This is a genomic window from Halopseudomonas laoshanensis, from assembly GCF_008365385.1.
Taxonomy (GTDB): domain Bacteria; phylum Pseudomonadota; class Gammaproteobacteria; order Pseudomonadales; family Pseudomonadaceae; genus Halopseudomonas; species Halopseudomonas laoshanensis.
In genome coordinates, this window is sequence record NZ_QOVF01000001.1 from 1,175,173 (window position 1) to 1,200,229 (window position 25,057).

At 55.7% G+C, this 25,057-nt stretch carries 21 protein-coding genes and 2 pseudogenes; 13 read left to right on the forward strand and 10 right to left on the reverse strand.

Going from position 1 to position 25,057, the window contains the following annotated elements; all coding sequences use genetic code 11:
• Positions 1-16: 16 nt before the first annotated feature.
• Together DT594_RS05410 and DT594_RS05415 are read right to left on the reverse strand one after the other, a co-directional pair.
• Entirely contained in the window at positions 17-3,733 is a 3,717-nt protein-coding gene (locus DT594_RS05410) for a translocation/assembly module TamB domain-containing protein (protein WP_149331694.1), read from the reverse strand.
• Positions 3,730-5,430 carry an autotransporter assembly complex protein TamA gene (locus tag DT594_RS05415; protein ID WP_149331695.1) on the reverse strand — a complete coding sequence of 567 codons (1,701 nt, stop codon included), beginning with the start codon at positions 5,428-5,430 and terminating at the stop codon, positions 3,730-3,732. Before DT594_RS05415 ends, DT594_RS05410 begins: the two co-directional genes overlap by 4 nt.
• A 121-nt stretch (positions 5,431-5,551) precedes the next feature.
• Here DT594_RS05415 and xthA point away from each other — a divergent pair, with 121 nt between their 5' ends.
• Complete coding sequence (gene xthA, locus DT594_RS05420; RefSeq protein ID WP_149331696.1) at positions 5,552-6,367, forward strand: exodeoxyribonuclease III; 816 nt, start codon at positions 5,552-5,554, stop codon at positions 6,365-6,367.
• A 59-nt stretch (positions 6,368-6,426) separates the two neighbouring features.
• On the opposite strand, the gene clpA is transcribed toward xthA, so the two are convergent.
• Together clpA and clpS are read right to left on the reverse strand one after the other, a co-directional pair.
• A complete protein-coding gene (gene clpA, locus DT594_RS05425) occupies positions 6,427-8,694 on the reverse strand; it encodes an ATP-dependent Clp protease ATP-binding subunit ClpA (protein WP_149331697.1) in 2,268 nt (755 codons plus the stop codon).
• A gap of 34 nt (positions 8,695-8,728) precedes the next feature.
• Complete coding sequence (clpS, locus tag DT594_RS05430) at positions 8,729-9,091, reverse strand: ATP-dependent Clp protease adapter ClpS (RefSeq protein ID WP_149331698.1); 363 nt, start codon at positions 9,089-9,091, stop codon at positions 8,729-8,731.
• A gap of 208 nt (positions 9,092-9,299) precedes the next feature.
• Here clpS and cspD point away from each other — a divergent pair, with 208 nt between their 5' ends.
• Positions 9,300-9,566, forward strand: coding sequence for a cold shock domain-containing protein CspD (cspD, locus tag DT594_RS05435; protein WP_149331699.1), 267 nt, complete (start codon positions 9,300-9,302; stop codon positions 9,564-9,566).
• Between the two features lie 72 nt (positions 9,567-9,638).
• Here cspD and icd read toward each other — a convergent pair whose 3' ends face one another.
• A complete protein-coding gene (gene icd / locus DT594_RS05440) occupies positions 9,639-10,898 on the reverse strand; it encodes an NADP-dependent isocitrate dehydrogenase (protein WP_149331700.1) in 1,260 nt (419 codons plus the stop codon).
• 354 nt (positions 10,899-11,252) lie between these two features.
• On the opposite strand from icd, the gene DT594_RS05445 reads away from it, so the two are divergent.
• The 11 genes and pseudogenes from DT594_RS05445 (at position 11,253) to DT594_RS05490 (ending at position 21,627) form a co-directional block, all read left to right on the forward strand.
• A complete protein-coding gene (locus tag DT594_RS05445; protein WP_149331701.1) occupies positions 11,253-11,687 on the forward strand; it encodes an NUDIX hydrolase in 435 nt (144 codons plus the stop codon).
• A 1-nt stretch (position 11,688) separates the two neighbouring features.
• The gene (gene mnmA / locus DT594_RS05450; RefSeq protein WP_149331702.1) at positions 11,689-12,819 is read left to right on the forward strand and encodes a tRNA 2-thiouridine(34) synthase MnmA; all 1,131 of its coding nucleotides are present in this window, start codon (positions 11,689-11,691) and stop codon (positions 12,817-12,819) included.
• Complete coding sequence (gene hflD, locus DT594_RS05455) at positions 12,816-13,436, forward strand: high frequency lysogenization protein HflD (protein WP_149331703.1); 621 nt, start codon at positions 12,816-12,818, stop codon at positions 13,434-13,436. The genes mnmA and hflD overlap by 4 nt, the downstream gene beginning before the upstream one ends.
• Positions 13,429-14,319 carry a DMT family transporter gene (locus tag DT594_RS05460; protein WP_149331704.1) on the forward strand — a complete coding sequence of 297 codons (891 nt, stop codon included), beginning with the start codon at positions 13,429-13,431 and terminating at the stop codon, positions 14,317-14,319. Before hflD ends, DT594_RS05460 begins: the two co-directional genes overlap by 8 nt.
• A gap of 39 nt (positions 14,320-14,358) precedes the next feature.
• Positions 14,359-15,729: an adenylosuccinate lyase gene (purB, locus tag DT594_RS05465; protein ID WP_149331705.1), complete on the forward strand. Its 1,371-nt coding sequence runs from the start codon at positions 14,359-14,361 to the stop codon at positions 15,727-15,729.
• Positions 15,730-15,899: 170 nt separating this feature from the next.
• Entirely contained in the window at positions 15,900-17,072 is a 1,173-nt protein-coding gene (locus DT594_RS05470) for a ribosomal protein uL16 3-hydroxylase (RefSeq protein WP_149331706.1), read from the forward strand.
• A pseudogene (locus DT594_RS19175) lies at positions 17,065-17,469 on the forward strand (GNAT family N-acetyltransferase); the annotation flags it as partial. The gene DT594_RS05470 and the pseudogene DT594_RS19175, both read left to right, overlap by 8 nt.
• Positions 17,470-17,646: 177 nt before the next feature.
• Positions 17,647-18,084, forward strand: a pseudogene (locus DT594_RS19195) (DUF7931 domain-containing protein); the annotation flags it as partial.
• The gene (locus tag DT594_RS05480; protein ID WP_149331708.1) at positions 18,081-18,899 is read left to right on the forward strand and encodes a secretin N-terminal domain-containing protein; all 819 of its coding nucleotides are present in this window, start codon (positions 18,081-18,083) and stop codon (positions 18,897-18,899) included. The pseudogene DT594_RS19195 and the gene DT594_RS05480, both read left to right, overlap by 4 nt.
• Before the next feature lie 497 nt (positions 18,900-19,396).
• The gene (locus tag DT594_RS05485; RefSeq protein WP_149331709.1) at positions 19,397-20,992 is read left to right on the forward strand and encodes an isocitrate lyase; all 1,596 of its coding nucleotides are present in this window, start codon (positions 19,397-19,399) and stop codon (positions 20,990-20,992) included.
• 185 nt (positions 20,993-21,177) lie between these two features.
• A complete protein-coding gene (locus tag DT594_RS05490; RefSeq protein ID WP_096345037.1) occupies positions 21,178-21,627 on the forward strand; it encodes an acyl-CoA thioesterase in 450 nt (149 codons plus the stop codon).
• Between the two features lie 78 nt (positions 21,628-21,705).
• Here DT594_RS05490 and DT594_RS05495 read toward each other — a convergent pair whose 3' ends face one another.
• The 5 genes from DT594_RS05495 to rraA form a co-directional block, all read right to left on the reverse strand.
• Positions 21,706-22,668: an OmpA family protein gene (locus DT594_RS05495; protein ID WP_096345036.1), complete on the reverse strand. Its 963-nt coding sequence runs from the start codon at positions 22,666-22,668 to the stop codon at positions 21,706-21,708.
• A 102-nt stretch (positions 22,669-22,770) separates the two neighbouring features.
• Positions 22,771-23,358, reverse strand: coding sequence for an RNA polymerase sigma factor SigX (gene sigX / locus DT594_RS05500; RefSeq protein ID WP_149331710.1), 588 nt, complete (start codon positions 23,356-23,358; stop codon positions 22,771-22,773).
• A 37-nt stretch (positions 23,359-23,395) separates the two neighbouring features.
• Positions 23,396-24,217: a mechanosensitive ion channel family protein gene (locus tag DT594_RS05505; RefSeq protein ID WP_149331711.1), complete on the reverse strand. Its 822-nt coding sequence runs from the start codon at positions 24,215-24,217 to the stop codon at positions 23,396-23,398.
• A 2-nt stretch (positions 24,218-24,219) separates the two neighbouring features.
• Positions 24,220-24,483 (reverse strand): CrfX protein, encoded by a 264-nt coding sequence (locus DT594_RS05510; protein WP_149331712.1) that lies wholly within the window; start codon positions 24,481-24,483, stop codon positions 24,220-24,222.
• A gap of 88 nt (positions 24,484-24,571) precedes the next feature.
• Entirely contained in the window at positions 24,572-25,057 is a 486-nt protein-coding gene (rraA, locus tag DT594_RS05515; protein WP_149331713.1) for a ribonuclease E activity regulator RraA, read from the reverse strand.

Genomic DNA, 25,057 nt, shown 5'->3' on the forward strand with positions numbered 1-25,057 from the left:
GGAAAACATGATGCGGTCAGAAATCAATACGGTAGAAGAAATCCAGCGAACTGGCAAAGCCGCTGACGGCTTCCAGGTATAAACGCCGGGTCAAATCATATCGCAGCCCCAACTGGTTGGCCGGCTCAAATACCCCAACACCATAGCGCAAACTCAGCTTTTCGGTGATATAGCCGGCAGCGACCACCTGCGTCCCTACCCCACTGCCTTCTGTTTCAAGCTGAAAATCGTCAATCCCCAGTTTATTGGCAATATTGCCGGCAACCGGACCGCTGCCAGCCATTCCCAATGCCAGCGCGGCCTGGCCGAGCATGTTGTCATCGCCACCATCACCACCCAGCGGCCTGCCCAGTATCAGATATGACAGGGCCTGTTCCTGCGCCATGCTGGGCTCGGAAAATACCTCGGATTGTGGTGCTTCCGCGCGACCCGTCAAGCGCAGGCCAGCGACTACATCGTCCACCCGGCGCACCGCTTCTATATCCAGAAACGGTTGGGAAATGGGGCCCGCAAACAGAATCTGTGCGCGTCGCAAGCTGAGACGCTGGCCATACCGGCGGAAACGCCCATCGAGAATATTCAGATCACCGGTCGCATTCATATTCTCCTCGACCTGGATACGCCCACTGAGCCGGCCGGTGAGGCCGAAGCCGGAGAAACGCAATTGATCGCCGATCAGCAGCTGCACGCGGGCTCGGATATCCAGCGGCGCTTCCTGTTCTTCAACCTCCTGCCCAACGATAACGACATCAGGTGATAACTTTACCGCCTGCTCCGGCAATTCGCGCACCGTGATATCACCTTCAGGCACAGCTATCTGGCCACGCACCTGCAGTCGATTATCTGCCAGGGTTACATTCAGATCAGGGCTCACACTGAGATCCGCGTAGGGCTCGACTGTCACCGGCAGGGCGTCACCCTTCAACGTCAGATCAAGGTCAAGTTCCGGCGCCCAGGTTACGTTACCCTGCAGGCTGCCTTGCCCCTGCTCACCGCTGCGCCAGGTGCCATCAATATCAGCGCGCTGCCCAGCGACCAGAACATCTACATTCAGTTGCTCAAAACTTACCGGCAATTCCGGCCCGCTGACATGGCCGTCGCGCAAGCGTATCTCGCCAGAGATCAGGGGTTCCACGAGCGTACCGCTGATATCACCGCGACCGTTTACCTCGCCGTGCAGCTCTTCAACCTGGGTCAGGAAGGGCCTGAGGAAATCCAGCTTCAAACCTTCTATACGATATTGCCCAGTGAGCGCGCGCTCACCGGCAGGATCGTCAATTCGCACCTGGGCGTCGAGGGTACCCAGGCCCTCACTGGCAAGCAGCAGGCGCGTGTTGGCCTGCCCTTCTTCCAATAGAGTATTGAGCTGTAGGCTTTCGTAGGGGAATGCCAGGGTCTGCTCCGGGTTGGTCACATTGACTACGCCGTTGACGCTGGAAACGTCGACCTTGGCCAATGGTTCGCCGCCTACCGCCTGGTTGAACTCCACTTGCGCGTTGAGCAATCCGTCCCAGCTGAAATCCTCGGGCAAGGCGCCCTGAAGCGTGTCCAGTGCGAAATCATTCAATGCCAAATTGATGCGTCGGTCGGGCAAAAGATGTTGTTCGCCGTCAAAACACAAACGCGCGCCCTGCTGCCGCCAGCAATGCGCGGCCATGCGCAATCGGGCAGGTGCAAGCCGATAATTGAAGACGGCCGAATCCACCAGCGTCCAGATCATTTCTTCGTAGGCCAGTTCGGCATCGGTAAGCCGGCCCTGCCAGCGCTCTGCATTCAAAGTGCCGGTCAATTGCGTTTGTACATCAAGTATTCCGCGGTCCAGGGTCAGATTCAGGTTGTGGCTGGCTTTGTTGCCGCGCAGGGTCAGATTCATATTGCCTAAACGCGTTTCTCCACTGCGCATGCGCCTGGTGTTAAGCGTCAATTCGCCCGGCATAGCATCGGTTACGCTCACCCTGCCCTGCAGATCAAGTTCGCTGAGGGTCAGTTCCTCGAGGCCCAGGCCGCGGCCATTCAGGTTGAGCGCAATGTCCGGTGCGCTAGCCGCACCAGTGGCGGCAACCTTGCCTTGGACTGTACCCACCAGACCCGGCCAGAGGGTATTGAGTCGCGGCAGGTTGATATCCAGATCAGCCGCGATTTGCTCGCCCCACTGACCGCTACCTGCTATACGATTATCGCCCTGGCGTAGCAGCAGATCCTGTATCAGCCAAGCGTCGTCCTGCTTGTCCACATTCCCCGAAATGGCCAGCGGATGGGATCGTAGAGAGCCCTGCAGAGCCCAATCCGCAGACAGCTGCAGGCTTTCACCCATGCGGCCTTTACTATTGATCGGGCCATTAAGCTCGCCAGGCAACTGCGCGACAAAAACTCCGGGATTCAACTTCTCCAGCAGCAAGCTGACATCCCATGCCAGCGTTGCGCCCATATCGATAACCGCTTCACCCGTGGCCTTGCCCGCTTCGGTCTGCAGTTCAAAGGGGGCAATCCGCACCGATTCCTGGTTACCCCTGGCGGTCATCGCCAGCTCCACGGTTTGTTCTGCCACACCGCTGAGACGCGCAGTCAGGTCACTACTGACGTCCATATCCCGAAGGCTGGCCGTCATTGCCAGCTCTTCGAGCTCGATAGCGCCTATGTCCTGTGGATACAGCCACTGCCAGGGAAAGCGTTGAACATCCAGAGTGGCGTCAGCCAGCAACTGCTCTTCCCAGCTGGCATCTGCAGCCAGAAGCAACCGTCGATCAGGAGCGTCTGCAACATTAAGCTGCAACACCAGATCGCTGACGCCGGTCAGCCCGGCCTGGGCGTCCAGATTGAGATCCACACGCCCTTCAGAGCCGTGGAAATAGGCGTCTCCCTCAACCAAAAAACCGCTGTCCAGGTCGCCATCAACCGCCAGGCGCAGATCTTCCAGGGTCAAGGTTTCGGGTAGGGTCTGCAACGGCAGAAAAGCATCACCTTCCCAGGTCAGAGAGAGTGGCAAGGCCGATTGCAACGGCCGTACTTGGGCTTGAAGTGTTCCCTCCAGGTAGCCCTGGCTCAACGCCTCCACTCGCAGATCATCGAGACTGCCATTCAGACTGATATCTGCAGACCAGTCGCGTTCATCCATGGGCGGCAAATTCACTGCGGCATTGATCTGCAACGGCCAGTCGCCAGCCATGCGCAGCTCGCCATCAAGCTGCCAATCCAGATCAGGACCCTGCCCGGTAAACTGCTGAATAATCAGCTGGTCGTCGGCGCTTCGGGCTGACAGGTTTATATCAGTCAGTAGCGGCTCGTCACTGTTCAGCCACAGGCTGCCGATACGCACGCGATCAACCTGTATATCGAGCGGCAGGTTCAAATCTGGCAGTGTCACCGCCTGGCGCTCGGGCGTGGGCTCTTCGCTGGGCTCTGTCTGGATACGGATACTCTCCACATCCAGATCATCCAGACACAAACGTGTTTTCAACAGACACTCGGGGGACCAGGAGAATCGCACCTGATCAATCACGACCTCAATACCTGTGTCACGCCAGACAATCTGTTCAAATTGCCAGCCGCGCCACAACTGGCCCTCGATAAAATCAAGCTGCAGGCGTGGCTCGCGGTCCTGCACCTGCTGAAAGAGCCAGCGGTTGACTGACTCGCTGGCCAATAGTAGGCCGAGAAGCACGGGCAACATCAGCAGTATCAACACCGCCAATAGCAGATACTTGAACGACGATCTGACCGCCGACCGGGTCATAGCTCCGGCCCCATGGAGAAATGCAGCCGGAAGCCCTCGTCAGGCTCGGTGATGGATCGTGCCACATCGACGCGGATCGGGCCTACCGGCGACACCCAGCGTACACCCAGGCCAAGACTGGTTTCCCGCGGATCTGTTAGCGAGTCCATGGCATTACCGTGATCGACAAAGACTGCGCCGCGCCATTTATCAATAAACTCGTATTGATATTCGACGCTGGTCGCTACTAGATATCGACCGCCGATACGTTCGCCGGATTCATCAGTGGGCGCGAGCGTGCGGAAGTCGTAACCGCGCACGCTCTGATCACCGCCGGCAAAAAAGCGCAGCGAAGGCGGCAGGCTGTCGAAGCTTTCGCTACCAATGGCGCCAATACTGGCGCGCGACAGCAGGCGATGTTTGTCAAATAGCGTGTACAGACCTTTAGCGCTGGCGTTAACCCGCACGAAATCAAAATCGGCGAGCACGCCCTCTTTCGCGCCTTGCAGGTCGAGCATCAGGCTGTAGCCCTTGGACGGATCGATGCTGTTGTCGCTAACCGTGCGCTGCAATAACAGGCTGGGAATCAACAATGTGCTTTGCCCGGACTCATTACCTAACGAGAAACGTTCCTGCTCCAGGCGCAGCCCAATCACCCGCTCCCAGCCGCTGTCTAACGTTCGCAGTAATTGCGCACCCACAGTGAAGCTGCGCGTTTCAACATCATCGATTTCTTCGTCCTGAAAGCCGGTAAAGAAGCGCAGCGAATGGCTTTGCGGTGGGTCCAGGGGGATCTGGTACCAGGTGCTGATCTGCTGCCGCGGAGCGGACACCTCCAGATCGGCGCCGCGCGAATGGCCCTGCGGATTGATCCAGTGTTGCGTCCAGTTAACCTTGGCGCGTGGGCCGACGTCAGTCGAGAAACCACCCCCAAAGCCCAGAGAGTGCTGGTCGCGCTCGCGTATTTCAACGTTGACCGGGATCAGTCCATCCTCTGCTGTATTGGCGGAGGCAGAGACCTGGACGGTTTCAAAATAGCCGCTGGACAGCAAATCACGGTTCAGCTCTGCCAGCAGGTCGGCATCATAGGGTACGCCGGTGCGAAAACGCACCATACGCTGCAGCAGATTTTCATTGAAGGGGGTATCGGAAAAGGCTACTTCACCGAGCCTGAAGCGATCGCCGGATTGATATACCAGGGTGATATCTGCTTGGTAATTGTCAACATCAACCAAGAGTTCCTGCTGCTCGAAACGGCCACCGAAGTAACCATAGCGCAGCGCCTGATTGCTGATCAGCGTCTTGTAGCTTTCATAATGGCCGTGGTTGAGTACAGCGCCCTGCCGGAGCCTGGAACTGGAGGGCAATTGAAAGGTTTCACGCCCCTGCCCTTCGACGCGGATATCCACTTTATCGAGCAGAATCGGCTGGCCTAGGCTAACGTTCAAAACCAGCACAGGCGCATCTCGGCTGCCCGTGACATCGGGACGTATGCGTGTGTGATAGAAGCCCAGGGCTTGTGCGGCCTTGGTCGCCTGGTCCGTGGCATGACGGGCAAGGCGCCACATTTCACGGCGGTTCTCAGCCTCCACTGGGCCGATGAACGCCTGGATATTATCTCGTACCCCGTTGTTGCTGGGTTCCACGATCACTTCTAGTTGGGCCATGACTGCCGTGGGGATAAAAAGCAGGCAAATCAATGTAAAACAACGGCCCATATGATCCTTCCAGGGTTAAATTGGCAGTGAGAATGCTAACATGCCCCATCGGCCGGTCCGGCAAAAAATACATTTGCTTACAGACGCAACAGCGGAAAATAACCGCTTAACAGGACAAAACATGAAAATCGTTTCTTTCAATATCAACGGCTTGAGGGCAAGACCTCATCAACTGCAACAGATTGTGGAAAAACATGATCCAGACGTTATCGGTCTGCAGGAAACCAAAGTCGACGATCCCATGTTCCCGCTAGCCGATGTGCAGGCGCTGGGCTACCACGTACATTTTCATGGCCAGAAGGGGCACTACGGTGTTGCCTTGCTGACGCGCGCCGAGCCTCTATGGGTGCGCAAGGGCTTGCCGAATGACAACGACGAATCACAAAAACGCATGATAAGTGCGGCTATTCCGGTAGCAGACGGTGAGCCGCTGATCGTCTTCAATGGCTACTTCCCTCAAGGTGAGAGCCGCGACCATCCGATCAAGTTCCCGGCTAAAACGCGTTTCTACGCCGACCTTCAGCGCCACCTTGAGGACGATTACCGTCCAGAGCAGAAACTGGTGGTCATGGGCGATGTCAACATCTCTCCCGAAGATGCAGATATCGGCATTGGCGCGGATAACGCCAAGCGCTGGTTACGCACCGGCAAATGCAGTTTTCTGCCGGAAGAACGCGAGTGGATGGGCAAACTCAAGGGCTGGGGTCTGATTGATACCTTTCGGCACCTGAACCCCGAGGTGGACGACCGTTTCAGTTGGTTCGATTACCGCAGCCGTGGCTTTGAAGACAACCCCAAGCGCGGTTTGCGGATTGACCTGGTCATGGCCAGCAAAGGCCTAATTGATCACTGCGTAGACAGCGGAATCGACTATGACATTCGCGGAATGGAGAAGCCTTCGGACCACGCGCCGATCTGGGCGCAGTTCAAGCTCTGAAGCTGCGGTTGGCTGCGTGGCGACAGGGCGACCCTGCCCCACCACGCAGCCAACGCTGTTCAGGCCATTTCTTCCTCAAGTACGTCCAGCACCAGCTCATCGTCGCGCAGGCTGATATGCACCGTACCGCCGTGCTCGGCCAACTCGCCGAACAGGATTTGCTCAGCCAACGGACGCTTGAGTTTCTCCTGAATCAAGCGCGCCATCGGCCGTGCGCCCATCAATGGGTCGTAACCGTGCTCGGCTAACCAGTCGCGCGCGTCCTCATCCACATCCAGCAGCACGTGCTTATCCTCAAGCTGGGCCTGCAGTTCGGTAAGGAACTTGTCGACCACGAACTTGATGCTTTCGTGACTCAGACGGCCAAACTGGATGATGGTGTCCAGACGGTTACGGAACTCCGGCGTGAAGGTCTTCTTGATGACTTCCATCGCGTCGGTACTGTGATCCTGCTGGGTAAAGCCGATCGAGGACCGTGCCATGGACTCGGCACCGGCATTGGTAGTGAGCACGATGATCACATTGCGGAAATCCGCCTTGCGGCCATTGTTGTCGGTCAAGGTGCCGTGATCCATCACCTGCAACAGCAGGTTGAAGACTTCCGGGTGCGCCTTCTCGATTTCGTCGAGGAGCAGTACACAATGCGGGTTCTTGGTCACGGCCTCGGTCAGCAGACCGCCCTGATCGAAACCGACATAACCCGGAGGTGCGCCGATAAGACGTGACACGGTGTGGCGCTCCATGTACTCCGACATATCAAAGCGCAGAAGCTCTACACCCAGGCTTTTCGCCAACTGACGGGTGACCTCGGTCTTGCCGACACCAGTAGGCCCGGAAAACAGGAAGGAGCCAACCGGCTTGTCTGCCGACTTCAACCCGGCCCGCGAGAGCTTGATCGCCGTCGACAGTGCGTTGATCGCGTTATCCTGACCAAAGACCACCAGACGCAAATCACGATCCAGGTTCTTCAACAGTTCCTTGTCGCTGGTGGATACGTGCTTGGGCGGAATGCGCGCGATCTTGGCGACAATGGCTTCAACCTCAGCAACATCGATAATAGCCGCGCGCTCATCAATAGGCTTGAGCCGCTGATAGGCGCCGGCTTCGTCGATCACATCGATAGCCTTGTCCGGCATATGCCGATCATTGATATAACGCGAGGCGAGCTCGGCTGCGGCCTTCAGAGCCTCATCCGTGTAGCCGATGCCATGGTGGTCCTCAAAGCGGCTTTTCAGGCCCTTGAGGATCTGGATAGTGTCTTCCACCGAGGGTTCGACAATATCGACTTTCTGGAAGCGTCTGGCCAGCGCGCGGTCTTTCTCGAAGATACCGCGGAATTCCTGAAAAGTCGTCGAGCCGATGCAACGTATCTCACCCGAGGTCAGCAGCGGCTTGAGCAGATTGGAGGCATCCATCACCCCACCGGAAGCCGCACCGGCGCCGATAATGGTATGAATCTCGTCAATGAAAAGAATGGCATGCGGACGTTTGCGCAAGGCCTTGAGCAACGCCTTGAAACGTTTCTCGAAATCGCCGCGGTATTTGGTCCCCGCCAGCAGCGCGCCGAGATCCAGTGAATAGACCACCGCCTCGGAGAGGATGTCCGGCACTTCGCCATCAACAATGCGTTTGGCCAGCCCTTCGGCAATGGCGGTCTTGCCCACACCAGCCTCACCGACCAGCAGCGGGTTGTTCTTGCGCCGGCGCATCAGAATCTGCGCGACGCGCTCCACTTCCTGAGCACGACCTACTAGCGGATCGATACGGCCCAGGCGGGCTTGTTCGTTCAGGTTGCTGGCGTACGCATCGAGTGGATTGGCGTTACCAACGGTTTCACCGCTCTCATCGTCATTACCATCCTGATCTGGCTGCACCTGCTCGGCATCTCCGCCGACTTTGGAAATACCATGGGAGATAAAATTAACGATATCGATACGGGCGATCTGTTGCTGTTTGAGGAAGAAAACCGCCTGGCTTTCCTGCTCGCTGAAGATCGCCACTAGCACGTTAGCGCCACTGACCTCCCCCTTGCCCGAGCTCTGCACGTGGAATACCGCACGTTGCAATACCCGCTGGAAGCCCAGCGTCGGTTGTGTTTCACGCTCGTGATCCTGTTTTGGGATCAAGGGTGTAGTGGAATCGATGAATTCGGTGAGTTCACGCCGCAGTCGTTCCATATCCGCGCCACAGGCGCGCAATACATCGATGGCTGCGTGGTTATCCAGCAGAGCCAGCAACAGGTGTTCTACGGTCATGAACTCGTGACGTTTGTTGCGGGCTTCCTTGAACGCCAGATTCAGGGTGATCTCGAGATCTCTATTGAGCATGGTGCCACCTCGTCGTGCGACTTGAGTCGCTTGATTACGCTTCCCGTTCGATTTGACACATCAACGGGTGCTGGCATTCCCTGGCATATTCATTGGCTTGTGCAGCCTTGGTTTCCGCGATGTCTCTGGTAAAGACACCACATACCGCCCTTCCTTCAGTATGGACCTTTAACATGATCTGTGTAGCTGCTTCCCGATTTAAAAAGAAAATGCTTTCCAGCACCTCTACCACAAAATCCATCGGGGTGTAGTCATCGTTCATCATAACCACCTTGTAGCGCGACGGCGGCTTAAGCTCGGGCTTGCTAGTCTCAACGGCCAGGCCAGAGTCATCCTCGTGCTCCGGCTCGTCAGGTCGTTGATTCAAGGTTAGTTGAAGATTCTTTAATACAAACATGGGAAACATCGCTGCTGTCGAGTGTCAGAGAATTGAGCTGACAAAATGTGCGCTGAAGCACAGCTTGCCAGAGGCTAACTTGACTTACGTTGAATCAGTGTTAAAAAGTGTAAACGAGCATTGCATAGCGGTCATCTGTTTCAGCGCGTGTCGAGCTCATTCACAACTACCGGAACACCCCCGGAATGGAAACTAAGAGGGATGTAGTATGCAAAACGGCAAGGTCAAATGGTTTAACAATGCCAAAGGCTACGGTTTCGTGGTAGCTGAGGGACGCGATGAAGACCTGTTTGCACATTACTCGGCTATCCAGATGGATGGGTACCGTACGCTGAAAGCAGGCCAACCGGTCAAGTTTGACATCATTCAGGGTCCTAAAGGCTTACATGCGGTAAATATCCAGTCAGTTGATGCGGTAGCTGGCGTTTCGACAACCAATATCGAAGTAGGCGAAATAGAGGAAAGCCACCACTAATTTGCTTCTACCTTTCCAAGGCACCAACAACAAGGCCGGCATTAGCCGGCCTTGTTGGTTCTGGCTGAACGCTTAGCCCATGCTGGCAATCAGATCATCACCAAACTCGGAGCACTTGCGCAGGCTTGCACCTTCCATCAAACGCTCAAAGTCGTAAGTTACGGTCTTGTTGGCGATAGCGCCTTCAGTACCCTTGATGATCAGATCCGCAGCTTCTACCCAACCCATGTGACGCAGCATCATTTCTGCAGACAGAATCAGCGAACCGGGGTTCACCTTGTCCTGGCCAGCGTACTTGGGCGCAGTGCCGTGGGTCGCTTCGAACATGGCGATAGAGTCGGACAGGTTGGCACCAGGAGCGATACCGATACCGCCTACTTCTGCAGCCAGTGCGTCTGACAGGTAGTCGCCGTTCAGGTTCAGCGTAGCGATGACGTCGTAGTCGGCTGGGCGCAACAGGATTTGCTGCAACATGGCGTCAGCGATCACGTCCTTCACGACGATGTTCTTGCCAGTCTTGGGGTTCTTGAACTGCATCCAAGGGCCGCCATCCAGCAGCTCGGCGCCGAAATCATCACGGGCCACTTCGTAGCCCCACTCTTTGAAGGCACCTTCGGTGAACTTCATGATGTTGCCTTTGTGCACGATGGTGACCGACTCGCGATCGTTATCCACCGCGTACTGCAGCGCTTTCTGCACTAGACGCTTGGTACCTTCCTCGGAAACCGGCTTCACGCCAATACCGCACATATCGGTAAAGCGGATCTTGGTAACGCCCATTTCTTCTTGCAGGAACTTGATAACTTTCTTGGCTTCTGCAGAGCCGGCCTTGAATTCAACGCCGGCGTAGATGTCTTCCGAGTTCTCGCGGAAGATGATCATGTCCACATCGCCTGGCTTCTTGACGGGGCTAGGAACGCCAGTGAACCAGCGAACCGGACGTTGGCAGACATACAGATCAAGCTGCTGACGCAATGCCACGTTCAGTGAGCGAATACCGCCACCGACAGGCGTAGTCAGGGGACCCTTGATAGACACAACATATTCTTTAACCGCGTGCAGGGTTTCTTCTGGCAGCCAGGTGTCCTGATCGTATACCTGAGTCGCCTTTTCACCGGCGAATACTTCCATCCAGGAGATCTTGCGCTGGCCGCTGTAGGCTTTCTCAACCGCTGCATCAACCACTTTGATCATGACTGGCGAAATGTCCACGCCAATTCCATCACCTTCGATATAGGGAATGATCGGGTTGTTTGGCACATTGAGGGACAGGTCGGCATTTACGGTAATTTTGTCGCCGCTAGCCGGCACCTGAATCTTTTGGTATCCCATTATTGACTCCGTTATGTTGTCGTTGTCATGAATGATGGAGAATGGTAATTCGCCATCAGAAATACGGTGTTGCTGGTGCGCATATTGTTGTAGTTTTCCTACAAAATGTCACGCGTTTTCATCTATTCACAGCTCTTATACCTATGTCCTTCCGAGCCATTCTGCTTATCAAAGGCGTTACAAAACTGCGGATGGCCTATTTTGTAGTATCACTACATGATCACTACATATTTCCCTAATCGCATCCTAGCCGTTTTTATCGCCAAATCCAGTCCCACTGGCGCCAATTAGCGCAATGGAGTTCACCCTGCATCCGGTTTAGGCTACCCTATGCAGCCTGCTCAGGAGCCATTCATGCGTTTTCTGCCCCATGTCACAGTCGCGACCATTATCGAACATGAGGGGCGCTTCCTGATGGTCGAAGAATACCGGGACAGCCGCCTAGTTTTAAATCAGCCTGCCGGCCATGTGGAAGAAGACGAAAGTCTTATCCAGGCCGCCCGGCGAGAGGTATTGGAAGAAACAGCCTATAGCGTTGAACTGACCTCTGTCGTCGGCATCTACCTGTTCAAGGCCGATAATGGTGTCAGTTATCAACGCAGTTGTTTTGCCGGAAAGGTGGTGCAGCACTATCCAGAGCGCAAACTGGATGAAGGCATTCTGCGGACAGTGTGGCTTTCGCTCGATGAATTGCGCCAACGCCGCGACGACCTGCGCAGCTACCTGGTACTCGACTGCATCGAGGATTACCTGAACAAACCACATTATTCACTGGATCTGATTCGTTAACATGACAACCTTGCACACCAAAGCTCCCGAGCAGACTCGCGTTATCGTCGGCATGTCTGGTGGAGTTGACTCGTCCGTTTCGGCCGCCCTGCTGCTGGAGCAGGGTTACCAGGTCGAAGGCCTGTTCATGAAGAACTGGGACGAAGACGACGGCACGGAATACTGCACAGCGATGGACGATCTGGCAGACGCTCAGGCGGTCAGCGACCGGCTGGGGATCAAGCTGCATACCGCGAATTTTGCCGCAGAGTATTGGGATAACGTCTTCGAGCATTTTCTGGAAGAGTACAAGGCAGGTCGCACGCCAAATCCGGATATCCTCTGTAATCGCGAAATCAAATTCAAAGCCTTTCTCGACTATGCCCTTATGCTCGGTGCTGACTTGATCGCCACTGGGCACTACGTGCGTAAAGCCGAGCGCGATGGCAAGACCGTGCTGCTGCGTGGTGTAGACACCAATAAAGATCAGAGCTACTTCCTCCACGCCGTTGGTGCTGAGCAGATTGCCCGCACTCTGTTTCCGGTAGGAGAGCTGGAGAAACCCGAAGTAAGGCAAATTGCCGAGAAATACCAATTGGCGACGGCGAAGAAAAAAGACTCCACCGGGATCTGTTTTATCGGAGAACGACGTTTCAGCGATTTTCTGAAGCAATACCTGCCCGCCCAGCCAGGTGATATGGAAACGACTGATGGCCAGGTCATTGGTCGCCATCACGGTCTGATGTACCACACCATCGGCCAACGTCAGGGCTTGGGAATCGGCGGCATGAAAGATGCCAGTGATACCCCCTGGTACGTGCTGCGCAAGGATCTCACGCGCAATGTGCTGGTGGTGGGCCAAGGCAACGAGCACCCGTGGCTGTATGCGAGCGCCCTCACCTGCTCCTCAATTTACTGGGTCAACCCTGTAACCGTCACTGAGTCGCTGCCGTTGACAGCCAAGGTGCGTTACCGTCAGTCGGATCAGGCCTGCACGCTTGAGCCTTGTGCCAACGGTTATCTGGTTCGGTTCGACACGCCGCAACGCGCGGTCACTCCGGGCCAGTCGGTAGTGCTTTATCAAGGCGACGTTTGCCTCGGTGGTGGCGTGATCGAAACGGCCACTCCAGCCTTTGAAGAGGATGCGGCGTGACTCAAGCAGAAGAACAGGTCATTGCGCTGGGCGCGGTTTTCCAGGCGGCGATATTGGTCGACAAGCTGGCCCGCAGCGGACAGATCAGCGAAGCACCAGCTGCCTGCCTGTTAGGCAGCATCCTTGAACGCTCACCGGATGACGTGCTGCAAATCTACGGCGGCTCCACCTACCAGATTCGCCAGGGCGTGCAGGCGCTGCAGGCGATGCTGGAGCGGGACACCGCCGCCCTTCAACGCGACGCGCTACGCTACACGATGAATCTCCTGGTACTGGAACGGCAACTGGCCAAGCGTGATGACATGCTCAATGTGCTGGGCCAGCGGTTAGAGCAGGCCGGCTCACAGGTCGAGCATTTCGGTATTTTGCATGACAACGTTACCGCCTCCTTCGGCAGCATCTACCAGGACACCTTGAGCACCTTGCGTCTACGCATTCAGGTGCACGGCGATATGCGCTACCTGCAACAGCCGGACACCGCCAATCGGATTCGCGCGCTGCTGTTGGCCGGGATCCGCTCGGCACGCCTGTGGCGACAACTGGGCGGACACCGCTGGCAAATGCTGGTATCCAGGAAGAAATTGCTGGATGCGACCCGGTCCGTCCTGAATGGTTGAACTGGTCCGGCTGGACCAGCCGCGCAAAGGCGCGCTGCTGCTGGCCACCTCGGCGTTGCTGTTTGCCTTGATGGGCATTCTGATTCGTGAAGTATCAGTGGGCGTCAATAACGAGAACGTGGTGTTCTTCCGTAATCTGCTTGGCGTGGTGTTTTTCCTGCCGATGATACTGGTCAAGGGCTTCGCCCCGTTCCGTACCCAGCGTTTGGGTCGGCACTTCATGCGCACGTTCTATGGCTTGGGAGCGATGTATTGTTTCTTCTATGCCATCGCGCACCTACCGCTGGCCGATGCCATGGTTTTTACCTATGCCGCACCTGTATTCACGCCATTATTGGCCTGGTGGTGGCTGCGCGAATCGTTGACACCGCGAATGATGTTTATGGTGCTGCTCGGTTTTGCTGGCGTATTGCTCGTCGCTAAGCCCAGTGGCGCACTGTTTGACCCCATCGGCCTGGTAGGCATAGCAGCAAGCCTGCTGGCGGCCTGTGCCTTTGTTTCAATTCGCGTGATGAGCAGTACCGAACCGGCCACCCGCATGGTGTTTTATTTTGCCTTTTTCTCCACGCTGCTTTCTTCGATCCCGCTGCTGTGGGCCTGGCAGCCACTCACTGGCACCCAGCTTGGCATGCTGATCAGCATTGGGCTGGTAGCAACCGTCAGCCAATTGATCATGTCCAAGGCTTACACCTTGGCGCCGCCGGGCAAAATCGGGCCACTGAGCTATCTGGCCATTGTTTTTTCCGGGCTTTTCGCCTGGTTTCTCTGGGATGAAGTGCCGGATATTTCCTCCTTTGTGGGCGCTGGCCTGATTTTCGCTTCCACCTTGATCAGTATTGCCATGCCTGGCGCGCAGGCCAAACCGCGCCAATCTGGTGTATGATTTCACCCTTTTCCGCCCGACCTATCGACGAGACCGCTTATGCAACTGTCCTCCCTGACCGCCGTATCCCCGGTTGATGGCCGTTACGGCAGCAAAACCGCCAGCCTGCGCAGTATTTTCAGCGAATACGGGCTTATCCGTTTCCGCGTTCAGGTAGAGGTGCGCTGGCTACAATGTCTCGCCGCGCATCCGGAAATCCCGGAAATCGGCCCCTTCTCGGACGAAGCCAATGCTCTGCTCGACAAGCTGGTCGACGACTTTCAGATCGAGCATGCCGAACGCATCAAGGAAATCGAGCGCACCACCAATCATGACGTCAAGGCGGTGGAGTACCTGCTCAAGGAGCAAGCCGCGGCATTGCCGGAGCTGCAGTCGGTCAATGAGTTCATTCACTTTGCCTGTACCTCCGAAGACATCAACAACCTGTCCCATGCGTTGATGCTCAGCGCCGGCCGTGACCAGGTTATGCTGCCGTTGATGCATCGGGTTGTTGCCGACCTGCGCGCTTTGGCCGTAGCCCATGCCGACGTCCCGTTACTGTCGCGTACCCATGGCCAGCCCGCCTCCCCGACCACCATGGGCAAAGAGCTGGCAAACGTGGTGTATCGCCTGGAGCGTCAGATCGCGCAGATCAGCGCTGTGCCTTTGCTCGGCAAGATCAACGGCGCAGTGGGTAATTACAACGCGCACCTGTCGGCCTACCCGGAGATCGACTGGGAAGCCAACGCCAAAACCTTTATCGAGCAAATTCTTGGCCTGGGCTTCAATCCCTATACCACGCAGATTGAACCACATGACTATATTGCTGAGCTCTTTGATGCGGTCGCGCGCTTCAACACCATTCTGATCGATTTTGATCGGGATATTTGGGGCTACATCTCGCTGGGCTACTTCAAGCAGAAAACCATAGCGGGCGAAATTGGTTCTTCGACCATGCCGCACAAGGTCAACCCGATCGATTTCGAGAACTCCGAAGGCAATCTGGGTATTGCCAATGCGATCATGCAGCACCTGTCGAGCAAGCTGCCGATCTCGCGCTGGCAGCGAGATCTGACCGACTCCACAGTTTTGCGAAATCTGGGTGTTGGTTTCGCGCATAGCGTCATTGCCTATGAATCCACTTTGAAGGGAATCAGTAAGTTAGAGCTTAATGCTCAACGCATTGCTGAAGATCTGGATAATTGCTGGGAAGTGCTGGCCGAACCCATTCAGACCGTCATGCGCCGCTATGCCGTGCCCGATGCTTACGAGAAGCTCAAAGAACTGACCCGCGGTAAAGGCATTACGCCCCAGGCTCTGCAGGCATTTGTCGAGGACCTGGAAATTCCCGCAGAAGCCAAGCAGGAGCTCAAAGCGCTCACGCCAGCCAACTATATCGGCAACGCTGTTCAGCAAGCACGCCGGGTCTGATGCTCCTGCACATTCAGCGACTGCAGACTAGCTATTATTAACGTGCAATTCGAAACACGACCTGCTGACTCCCGGCCCCGGGAAAGCTCAGCAGGGTCGTCGTTCAGCTAGACGCTGAATACCCCCACTCCGGGCCGGATGACGTTACCTACATTGTTTCAGAGGCTCTTATGTCCCATACCGCAGCGTCCCCGCTTGGTGATATCACCCCCGCCGAATTCCTGCGGGATTACTGGCAGAAAAAGCCGCTGCTGATTCGACAGGCTTTCCCTGATTATCAAAGTCCGTTATCCGCCGATGAGCTGGCTGGCCTGGCCCTGGAAGACGAAGTCGAGTCGCGAATCGTCCTGACCCAAGGTGACATTCCCTGGGAGCTGCGACGCGGACCCTTCGCTGAGGACGACTTCAAGGTATTGCCTGAGAAGGACTGGACCCTGCTGGTACAGGCAGTAGACCAGTTCGTGCCCGACGTCGCTGAACTGATATCTGCTTTCCGCTTTCTGCCCAGCTGGCGAATCGACGACATCATGATCAGTTACGCGGCGCCAGGCGGCAGCGTCGGACCGCACTTCGATAACTACGATGTATTCCTGCTGCAGACCCACGGTCACCGGCGATGGAAGATCGGCCAGCACTGTAATGCCGACAGCCCAATTCTGCAGCACCCTGACCTGCGCATCCTGCAGGACTTTCAGCAGCAGGAAGAATGGCTGCTCGAACCCGGCGACATGCTCTATATACCGCCCGGCGTTGCCCATTACGGTATTGCCGAAGACGAATGCATGACTTACTCGATCGGCTTTCGCGCTCCAAGCCATCAAGAGATATTGCACCATTTCACTGACTTTCTCGGCCAGTATCTCAGCGACCAGGATCGTTATAGTGATGCAGGCATGTCAGTCCCGGTAGAGCCCGCCTGCATTGACGATGCCAGCATTGAGCGCTTGCAGGGCATTGTGCTGGAGCTGGTTCAGGACAAAGCAGCGCTGGCCACCTGGTTCGGCCGCTTCATGACCGAACCGCGCTATCCCGAATTGATCCAGGTCCAGGAGGTTGAGACCAGCCTGGTGGATGAAGAGCTGAGCAACGGTTACGGGCTGATCCGCAACCTGAGCGCGCGCCTGGCTTACCGCCAGGAGGGTGCCGAACACCTGATGCTGTTTGCCAGCGGCGAGCACTGTCTGTTGCCGATTACCCTGTTACCGCTGGTTCAACTAATCTGTGAACAGGATTATCTGGATTGCGAAGCGTTGCTGCCCTGGCGACAGAATCCGGAAGCCTGGACCCTGGTGGAGCAACTTCTGGCCAAGGGGGATCTCCAACTGGAGGGCGAGGATGAATGAGATTGACGTCAGGGTAGTTGACTGGCTAAGCACCGAAGCACTGCGAGAGATCCGCAAGCAGGTATTCATCGATGAGCAAGGTGTCCCGGATGCGCTGGAGTGGGATACCGACGATCAGTCCGCGGTGCATTTCCTCATGCGCGCTGAAAGCGAGGCACTGGGCACCGCGCGCTTGCTAGACGATGGCCATATCGGCCGAGTAGCCATATTGCCCGCGTGGCGTGGCAAGGGGTTGGGCGAACGGCTCATGCGCGAAGTCATGGCCTACGCCCAAGCGCAGGGCATGAGCACCTTGCTACTGAGCGCCCAGGTCCAGGCGCAGTCGCTGTACCAACGCTTGGGGTTCGTGGTCGATTCCGAACCTTATATGGAAGCGGGAATCCTTCACGTGGCCATGCGCTGGCAAGCCGAGCTCCTGGATATATCGGAGTTGCCGCCGATCGAGTTTGAATCGCCCGGCAGATTCAGCATTCACAACCCGCCCACACAGTTGCCGGCGGTGCGCACAGTGGATCTGCCCTATCAGTTGGGTAACCAGGCCGAGCTGATTGAGCTGGACGAAAGCAATGCACTCGATCATCTGTGCCATATGCTTGGCCAGGCCCGCCGGCAAATACATATCTATGCCGCCGACCAGGCCGTATGGCTGTTCAATCGTCGCGATGTGCTCAACGCAGTGGAGCAACTGATCGCCCGTCAGCCCAAGTGTCGAATCAAAATACTGCTGCAGGAAGCGGGCAAACCCTTTCTCCAGGGCCATAGCCTGCTGAACCTGATGCACCGCTTCCCGAGCATAGTGGAGATTCGCAAGCAGCATCCAGAACGTGAAAAACTGCCGCAGGTCTATATGCTGGCAGATACTTGCGGCATATTGATGCTACCCAAGGCTCTGCTGCGCCAGGGGTTTGCGCGCTATCAAAGTCCCGACCAGGTCAGGCGCAGGACTAGCGAGTTTGATGAGTTTTGGTCTACCAGCCAGAGCGATCCAGCCATCCGGAGATTTCTTTTATGATCAGGTTCTGCCTTGCCCAGTTGCTGTCGCTACTGATGTTCTGCAGCAGCGTTTCCGTGCAGGCAGAACCAACGACCGAGATATTCAGTCTCGGTTACAACATGGCTGAGAATATGATTTCGGCGATTCAGCCGATGCTCCGGGATGATGAGCGCGTCTCAGCCTATGGCAATCAACTGATAGTGCGCGCGGAGCCCGAGCGGCTGAAGGAAATACGCGCGTTATTGAATGAACTTGACCGCCAGCCGGCGAGGCTGTTGATCAGTGTCGCCAATAGCGGCGGTATCAGTAGCAACGAGCGCGGCTATCAGGTTGACGGGCGCTTCGACACTGGACCCGCGGACATCGTGGTCGGAGATCCGCGCAATGGCAACCAGGCGCGGATCATCAACCGTAGTACCCGCGGTCAGAACGATGGAGTCCGCCAGGTCACCGCCAATGAAGGTTACCCGGTGTTGATTCAGACCGGGCAATCAGTGCCTTTGCAGTCCACCACTACCGACGTATACGGCCGTGTTATCGAAAACACCGAATACCGTGATGTTACCCAGGGCTTTTATGCCACAGTGCGACTTAATGGTGACCTGGCAACCATTACCCTCAGCGCCAACAATGACAACGTCAACCGCAGCGATAATCGAATAGTTGACGTGCAGCAGACTGACACCGTGGTAACCGCGCGACTCGGCGAATGGATCACCGTCGGTGGCGTTACCGATAGCCAGCTCAGTAGCGGCGCGGACATTGGGCGGCGCACCAGCACCCGCAGCCAGAATGACAGCAGCGTGCGGCTCAAGATAGACCGCGCAAACTAGCCCGGGCACCAGCCTGAAAACGATATCCAGAGCTAGTGTAGTGCGCTTAAAAAAACACTACATGCGCATTGACTTATTGCCGATCAAGTCGCATCATTGCGTCGCTCCCGCTAGCCAGGGGGTCCGAAAGGGCTCTCCGGATCGGATCCATGAACCATTGGATCGATCAGTGTCTCAACAGCTCACAAGGCCGTTCGACGAGGTTGCGACTGGAACGAAGTTGTCCTGAGGGACGGGGAAGCGATTTAGCGTCAGTCTGAATGATTGTTTGATTCACTGCTCTACCTGCGGATATATCTGTGTCCGGGGTATGCATGACACCGCTCATGCTTGGCAGCCTCAATCATTCACCTGCTCACACCCCCCTCCCCCTGTGGATTTCTTTTTTTCAGTCCTGTTAAGACACGCTGCGGTGCACCGCCCATGCATAACCTTTAGCATGTGGGTTTTGGGTGGAAATTTGTGCTCAACCAAACGCAAACCTTGAAGGATTGACCATGTCAGCTTATCAAAACGACATCAAAGCCGTCGCCGCTCTGAAAGAATCTGCCGGCAACAGCTGGAGCGCTATCAACCCCGAGTCCGTCGCCCGCATGCGCGCTCAGAACCGTTTCAAAACCGGTCTGGACATTGCCAAGTACACTGCTGCCATCATGCGCAAAGACATGGCCGAGTACGATGCCGACTCCTCCGTCTACACTCAGTCACTGGGTTGCTGGCACGGCTTCATCGGTCAGCAGAAGCTGATTTCCATCAAGAAGCACCTGAAGACCACTAACAAGCGTTACCTGTACCTGTCCGGCTGGATGGTTGCAGCGCTGCGTTCCGACTTCGGCCCGCTGCCTGACCAATCCATGCACGAGAAGACTGCCGTTTCCGGTCTGATCGAAGAGCTGTACACCTTCCTGCGCCAGGCTGACGCCCGTGAACTGGATCTGCTGTTCATGGATCTGGACGCTGCGCGCGATGCTGGCGACAAGTCCAAGCAGGATGAAGTCCAGGCCAAAATCGACAACTTTGAAACTCACGTTGTGCCGATCATTGCCGACATCGATGCTGGTTTCGGTAACCCTGAAGCCACTTACCTGCTGGCCAAGAAAATGATCGAAGCGGGTGCTTGCTGCATCCAGATCGAAAACCAGGTGTCCGACGAGAAGCAGTGCGGTCACCAGGATGGCAAGGTTACCGTTCCCCACGAAGATTTCCTGGCCAAGATCAACGCCGTTCGTTACGCGTTCCTCGAGCTGGGCGTTGATGATGGCGTGATCGTTGCCCGTACCGATTCCCTGGGTGCCGGCCTGACCAAGCAGATCGCTGTAACCAAAGAGCCAGGCGACCTGGGCGACCAGTACAACTCCTTCCTGGATTGCGAAGAAGTATCTGCTGCTGACATGAAGAACGGCGACGTCGTTCTGAACCGTGACGGCAAGCTGCTGCGTCCAAAGCGTCTGCCAAGCAACCTGTTCCAGTTCCGTGCTGGCACTGGCGAAGATCGCGTTATCCTGGACTGCATCACTTCCCTGCAGAACGGCGCTGACCTGCTGTGGATCGAAACCGAGAAGCCGCACGTTGGCCAGATCGCCGCCATGGTTAACCGCATCCGTGAAGTCATTCCGACCGCCAAGCTGGTTTACAACAACAGCCCGTCCTTCAACTGGACTCTGAATTTCCGTCAGCAGGTATTCGATACCATGACTGCTGAAGGCAAGGACATGTCCGCTTACGATCGCGCCAAGCTGATGAGCGTCGATTACGACGAGACTGAACTGGCCCAGATCGCTGATGAGAAGATCCGTACCTTCCAGGCCGATGGCTCACGCGAAGCGGGTATCTTCCACCACCTGATCACTCTGCCGACTTACCACACTGCCGCGCTGTCTACCGACAACCTGGCCAAGGGTTACTTCGCAGAGCAAGGCATGCTGGCCTACGTTAAGGGCGTTCAGCGTCAGGAACTGCGTCAGGGCATCGCCTGCGTCAAGCACCAGAACATGGCTGGCTCCGATATCGGTGACAACCATAAAGAGTACTTCGCTGGTGAAGCTGCTCTGAAAGCTGGCGGCAAAGACAACACCATGAACCAGTTCGGCTGATAGCTGCGCAGGTTGGTGTTTAAAGAGGGCCACCTTCGGGTGGCCTTTTTTTGTGCCAGTTATCAGCTCCTGCTGTCTGCCCGGAGCGGTCTCAAGTACAATGCGCCCTCCCTCACGCCTGCCCTCACCTTCCCACCTACCAGGGGAGCATGTGGCACCATTAACGTCGTAACAGGTTTAACAGCATGGCACGCCTTACCCTCGAGTTTCCAGACAATCAGTTCTATTTCACTACACAGCTCACCGTCCGCATTACCGACATCAACGCGGGCAAGCACCTGGCGAATGACTCAATGGTATCGATGATCTCCGAAGCTCGCGCTCGGTTTCTGTATCAGTTCGGTATCGAAGAGGTCAGTGACAAGGATACCGGCATTATTGTCACCGACCTGGCCACCACTTATAAGCGCGAAGCTTTTGCCCGCGATGCGCTGATCTTTGAAGTCGGCATGATGGATCTGAACAAGTATGGCGGGGACATCATCTTTCGCATCACTAAGGCCATTGGTGGCGAACTGGTCGCCCTGGCCAAGTCTGGATTCGTTTTCTACGACTTCACCACCTCCAAGGTAACACCCATGCCGGATGACTTTCGCTTTCGCTTCCCTGGCGTGAATTACATTCATAACGGCTGATATTGAACGTGTTGGTTAAACAGCAGGTATAAAAAAACCCGGCCGAAGCCGGGTTTTTCTTAAGCTAAGCAGTCGTTATTAACGAACTTCTACTTCAGCTTCTACTTCAGCTTCTACGCGACGGTTCATGGCACGGCCATCATCAGTCTCGTTATCAGCAATCGGACGGGCTTCGCCGTAACCGACAGAGCTAACGCGCGAGGAGTCAACACCTTCGCTGATCAGAGCTTCACGGACCGAATTGGCACGACGCTCGGACAGGTTCTGGTTGTAGCTGTCGCTACCGACGGAGTCAGTGTGACCTTCAACAGTAGTAGTTACTGAAGGATAGGTCTTCATGAACTCGGCCAGGCTCTGAATGTCATTGCGGTATTCAGGGCGGATGGAGTCACGATCGAAATCGAACTTAACATCCAGCTCAACACGGACCGACTGCATTTCTGGCTCTGGCTGTGGAGCCGGAGCAGGTGCAGGGGCTGGTGCAGGAGCCGCTTGAGCAACAGGAGCTGCAGCGCCACCGAAGTTCAAGCCCAGGCCAACGCCAGCGGACCATTCGGTGTTCTTGCTATCAATGCCGTACAGAGCATCAACACCGGCTTTAACGAAGAAGTTCTCGCTCAGGTAGTTCTTGATACCAACACCGGCCATAGCCATGGTGGTACGATCGCGCTGGCTAGTGCCAACTTGATCCAGTTCCTGATGGCCGAAACCGCCAGAGATGTAAGGACGGATGTTGCTCTGACCGAAGTGGTAAACAGCTTCAACCGCCATCAGGCGACCGTCGATGTCTTCACCGGTAGCATCATCTTCAAGGTTTTTGTATGTACCCAGGTTAACGTTCAGCAGGACGTCATCAGTCAGGAAGTAACCAATGCCACCGCCCACCAGAGTACCGTCGCTCATGTCACGGTAGCTGTCTGTGAAGTAGCGATCAGCAAACGCCTCAACTTCAACGGAACCGGCGCTCTGAGCCATGACCGGCAAGGCAGAAGCAGCGACAACGGCACCAACAACAATACCCAAAGTGTTTTTCAATTTCATCTGTAAATCCCCATCAAATCCATATTAGGACGTTAACTTGCGCAAAACTCCCGGTAAGTATAACAGAAAACTGAGAATGCAAGTATATATGTTTAAAAACGTCTAAAAGGGGTTGTCTATGCTTTTACGTAATTTCTCAAGGGCCCTTTTATAACGCATTTTTGTCGCGCTTAGCCCCATATGCATAATGTCGGCTATTTCCTGGAATTCCAGTTCGGCTACAAATCGCAGCACCAGGATCTCCCGATCCACCTGATTTACATGGACCAGCCAGCGATCAAGGCTGGCCCGGTCCGTGACAATATTTATGGAACTTTCTACAACTTCTTCACTCTCGTCCTGATCCAGACTTAACGCATCCATTAAACGCCTTTTGCGTTTCTCTTTGCGGTACTGCGTTATACATTCGTTATAAGTAATGCTGTACAACCAGGTTTTGAATTTGGCTTTACCCTCAAACTGCCGTAACCCATGTAATACCTTGAGCATCACTTCCTGGCAAACGTCGTCCGCATCGCGGTCATTGCCCAGATACCTTGCACAGACATTGAACAGCGTGCGCTGGTAGCGGCGCATCAACTCTTCATAAGCCACTGTGGTATGCAACAACTCCCGATTGGCCCTGGCGACCAATTCTTCGTCCGTAAGCTCGGTGGGATTGTAACGGGTTGTCTGGTGTGGGTTAGTCAATGTGCGCAATCACCAAAGTAGACCAGGACCGGCAGCATTAGCGCGAAACGCGTTGGGCTATCAGCGTGCGATTGGCGACAGAGACGATCTGCCCGTCATCGTCGAGCAACTGAGTTTTAACTGTGCCGATTTCTTCAATCACACCTTCCACCTCGTCCATCTTGATGCGATCGCCCACATGATAGAGCTCGCGGACGTAGATCCCGGCAATAATCTGGCTGACCATTTCCCGACTCCCCAGGCCCAGCGCCAACGCCGCAGCCGCGCCGAACGAGATCAGTACTATAGCTATAACGGTGTTGAGTAGCGCCGTTTCAATCTGCAACTGACCGATTGCCAGGGATACGGTAATGATGACCAACAGGCCCTGCACGAAGCGTCCAAGCCCACTGGCGTAATCGACACCGACACTTTCGGCTGCTCCGCGAACCACGCCGTTGACCAGATGGGAAAGCAACAAGCCAGCCAGCAGGATCAAGGCCGCCCCTACTACCTTCGGCAGGTACAGCGTAAATATGTCCAGCGTCGCCGAGACCCGGGCTAAACCAAGTGACTCGGCTGCAGAGACAATAAAGGTCAGCACGATGAACCAGTAGACCACCTTGCCAACGACAGTCGACATGGGAGCGTTGATGCCAATGCGCTTGAGCATCTTGTTTACGCCCGCCCCGGTCATCAGGCGGTCCAAACCCAGCTTAGCCAGACCTTTGCTCAGCAGCGTGTCAACCACCTTGGCGATGACAAAGCCGAGCAGGACAATAAACAAGGCTGCTATAAGGTTGGGTATAAAGGCTGCGATCTTGTTCCATAGTGTCGCCATGGCGCCGACAAAGCTCTGACTCCAGATATCCAATTCCATGATCAGCTCTTCTCTTGTGATTCAGGTGTGACCAAACGTTCGTCCTCTGCGCGCCGACTGACGGGCCGCGAATGTTTCATTGCCCGCGCGCCTCCTTCGGAGAGCACCCATCCCCAATGCGCAAACAGATTGATCAAGTCAAAAAAACCGGCGCGCATGTGGGCTTTATGCAGGACCCGGTCAAGGCGATGCGCATCAACCGGTGTAGATGTGTCAGCTTCAGCGCGCATCAATTCGCGCAGCCGGCTTTCGATAGGATCTTCCATCATCACCTCCGCTAGGTCGGGTTACCTGGTTTGGACGCACGGAGGCGACAGAATGTCACCTACCTGAAGGCAGGTGACATATCTGCTGTCAGGAAGGCATTTCCAGTGCTTGCGCAGACACCACAATGCCGTTGTTATCGGCGTACACAAACTCGCCGGGGCGGAACGTTACTCCAGCGAAGGTCACCACTACATTAAGGTCACCAATGCCGCGCTTGTCGGTTTTCATCGGATGGCTGGCCAGCGCCTGAATCCCCAGCGGGGTTTGGGCCAGTACATCCACATCACGCACGCAGCCATAGACGATAATGCCTTCCCAGCCATTCTTGGCGGCCTTCTCCGCAAGCATGTCACCGAGCAGCGCTCGCCGCAGCGAGCCACCGCCATCAACCACCATGACTTTGCCACAGCCATCCTGATCGACTTGCTCCTTGACCACCGAGTTGTCTTCAAAACATTTGACCGTGACGATCTGGCCACCAAAGGAATCATGGCCACCAAAGTTGCTGAACATCGGCTCTACCACCGCCACATCCGGATAGGCGTCACACAGATCGGGGGTAACATAATGCAT